This window comes from Streptomyces lycii, from assembly GCF_009735685.1.
Classification (GTDB): Bacteria; Actinomycetota; Actinomycetes; order Streptomycetales; family Streptomycetaceae; genus Streptomyces; species Streptomyces lycii.
In genome coordinates this window covers 1-2,463 of record NZ_WHPN01000346.1, presented here as the reverse complement: position 1 = coordinate 2,463, position 2,463 = coordinate 1, and the positions used below count along the sequence as shown (strand labels likewise).

2 protein-coding genes are annotated in these 2,463 nt (G+C 73.7%); both read right to left on the bottom strand.

Translation table 11 applies throughout. The features are described from left to right. Positions 1–203: 203 nt before the first annotated feature. Positions 204–1,133, bottom strand: coding sequence for an AurF N-oxygenase family protein (locus tag GCU69_RS22325; RefSeq protein WP_098753013.1), 930 nt, complete (start codon positions 1,131–1,133; stop codon positions 204–206). A gap of 279 nt (positions 1,134–1,412) precedes the next feature. Next, entirely contained in the window at positions 1,413–2,246 is an 834-nt protein-coding gene (locus tag GCU69_RS22320) for an ABC transporter ATP-binding protein (RefSeq protein ID WP_156206999.1), read from the bottom strand. Between the last annotated feature and the right edge of the window lie 217 nt (positions 2,247–2,463).

Below are 2,463 nucleotides of genomic sequence, written 5' to 3'. Positions count from 1 at the left end.
CGCGACCGGCGACCGCGAGCAGGCGCCGGGGCGTCCCCCGGAGGACCCGGGCGTCCGTGAGGCGGCCGGGGGTGTCGGTGAGACGGCCGGTGGGTTCGTGAGACGGCCGGTGCGTCCGTGAGGCGGCCGGGGGTGTCGGTGAGACGGCCGGTGCGTCCGCGAGGCGGCCGGTGCGTCCGCGGGGCGGCCGGGAGCCGGGAACGTCAGGCGAGCAGGCCCGAGCTGCGCCACATGGCGCGTCCGGCGCCCCGCAGCACCCCGATCTCGTCGAGGAAGTCGGTGAGCTTCTTGGCGCCGGTCTGCATGACCTCGCGCCGGTGCGGGCTCGCCGCCACCTGGGCCACGGCCTCGCGCTTGTCCAGGCCGACGTTGGTGTAGACGTCCGGGTTGATGAACGCCTTCGCGAACACCCGGGAGAACTCGCCCGAGGTCAGCCGCGTGAACTCGCGGCTCCAGCGCGGCGCGGTCGTCATCTGGCGGCGCAGCTCCTCACGCGCGTACCGCACGTGCCGGGCCTCCTCGACCACATGGATCCGGGTGACGCCGCGGATCAGCGGCTGGATGCGCTCGTCCGGGAAGGTGAGCCGCTGCATCCAGTCGAGGATCTCCTCGCCGAGCAGGGTGGCGGTGAACGACCCGGGGGTGGTGGAGATCGTCTTGAACAGCCGTCCGAGGTTGTGGTGCACCCTGGTGACCGGATAGACGGGCGTGCCGCCCTTCTCGATCAGGCGCGCGAACATCTTCGAGTGCCGGCACTCGTCCTCGATCTCGGTGAGGGCGTAGCGCACATGGGCGCTGGTCGGCGACTTGTCGTAGATGTGCCGGGTGAGCAGCTGCATCAGGATGATCTCGAACCAGATGCCGAGCGAGGCGAGCGACGCGGCCTCGTGCGCGGACAGCAGGATCCGCTGCTCCTCGGACATCCGCTTCCACAGCGGGGTGTCGTAGAGCGAGACCAGCTCCGGCGGCCAGTGCCAGAGGCCGTCCACGAAGGGCGCGTCCCAGTCCAGCTCGGCGTCGGGGTCGAAGGAGTGCTTGGCCGACGAGTCCAGCAGCCGTTCGGCCACCCGCTCCCGGTCCTTCAGGTGTCCGAGGGCGTCCCGGGGCCCGCTGGATTCGGTCGTGGTCGTCATGGCTGTGGCCACCTCGCTCGTGGGTTACCGCCGGTCACCCAATTAGGAGACTGCCTGTCAGCAAGGACGTCAATCCCCTGGACGTGACTTGTTCGGCCGACAGGCGCACGCATGACCGCGTGCGCCCCCTCCGGGCGTTCGACGACCTGCCGCCCCGGCCCGTCTTCCCGCGCGCGGCGGGCCGTTGGCCGACGGTGCGCGGGCCCGGCAGGTCCGGCAGCGGGTGCCCGCCGGACGGGGAGCGGAGGCGGGCCCGCCGGGGCGGGGGAGCGGCGCCGGTCAGCCGGAGCGGCGGCCCGAGCGGGCCAGCCAGCGGCCCTCGTGCCGGACGACCTCGATCGGGCGGCCGAAGCAGGACGTCATCCGTGCGTCCGTCAGCACCTCGGCGACCGGCCCGGCCGCCCGGACCCGCCCGTCGCGCAGCAGCAGCGCGTGGCCGATGGCCGGGGACAGCTCCTCCAGATGGTGGGTGACCGTCACCGTCGCCAGCTCCGGCCGCCCCGTGGCCAGCCGGTGCATGGTGTCGATCAGGTCCTCGCGGGACGGCAGGTCGAGCGCGTTGAACGGCTCGTCGAGCAGCAGCAGCGAGGGGTCGGCCATCAGCGCGCGGGCGATCAGGAGGCGCGCCCGCTGGCCGCCCGAGCAGACACCGTACGGGCGGTCGGCCAGCTCCTTGACCTCCAGCTCGGCCAGCAGCTCGTACGCCCGTTCGCGCACGGCCGCGTCGTACTTCTTCCACAGCGGCTGCACGGTGCCGGTCGCCCCGGTGAGCACCACCGTGTGCCCGGTGGCGTCCAGCGGCACCTTCTGGGCCGAGGACACCAGGCCGATGTGCGCGCGCAGTTCGCGCATGTCGACTCGGCCGAGCCGGTGGCCCAGGACCTCCACCGTGCCGGTCGTCGGGTGCATCAGCGCGCCGGCGAGCCGCAGCACGGTCGTCTTGCCCGCGCCGTTGGCGCCGAGCAGCGCCCAGTGCTCACCGGACCGCACCGTCCAGTCGATGCCGTCCAGGATCAGCTGGTCCGTGGTGTGGCGGCGGACGCCCGCGCCCGCCAGCGCGACGACGACCCGCCCGGCGGGCTGCCGCGTGTGCGGCTGCGTGTGCTGCCGGATGTGCTGTCCGGCCCGTCGCTCGGTCCGCCCCTTCGCCCGTCGCTCGGTCCGCCCCTTCGCCCGCCGCTCGGTCTGCTGCTCCGCCCGCCGCTCGGTGTGCCGGTCCGCGGGCCGGTCCTCGGTGCTCTCCACGATGTGCCTCCCTCGCCCGGCGAGGTTAGCTGTACGGGGCATCCGGTCGCGGACGTGTCCGGCAGCCGGAACGCCGCGCCGCCGC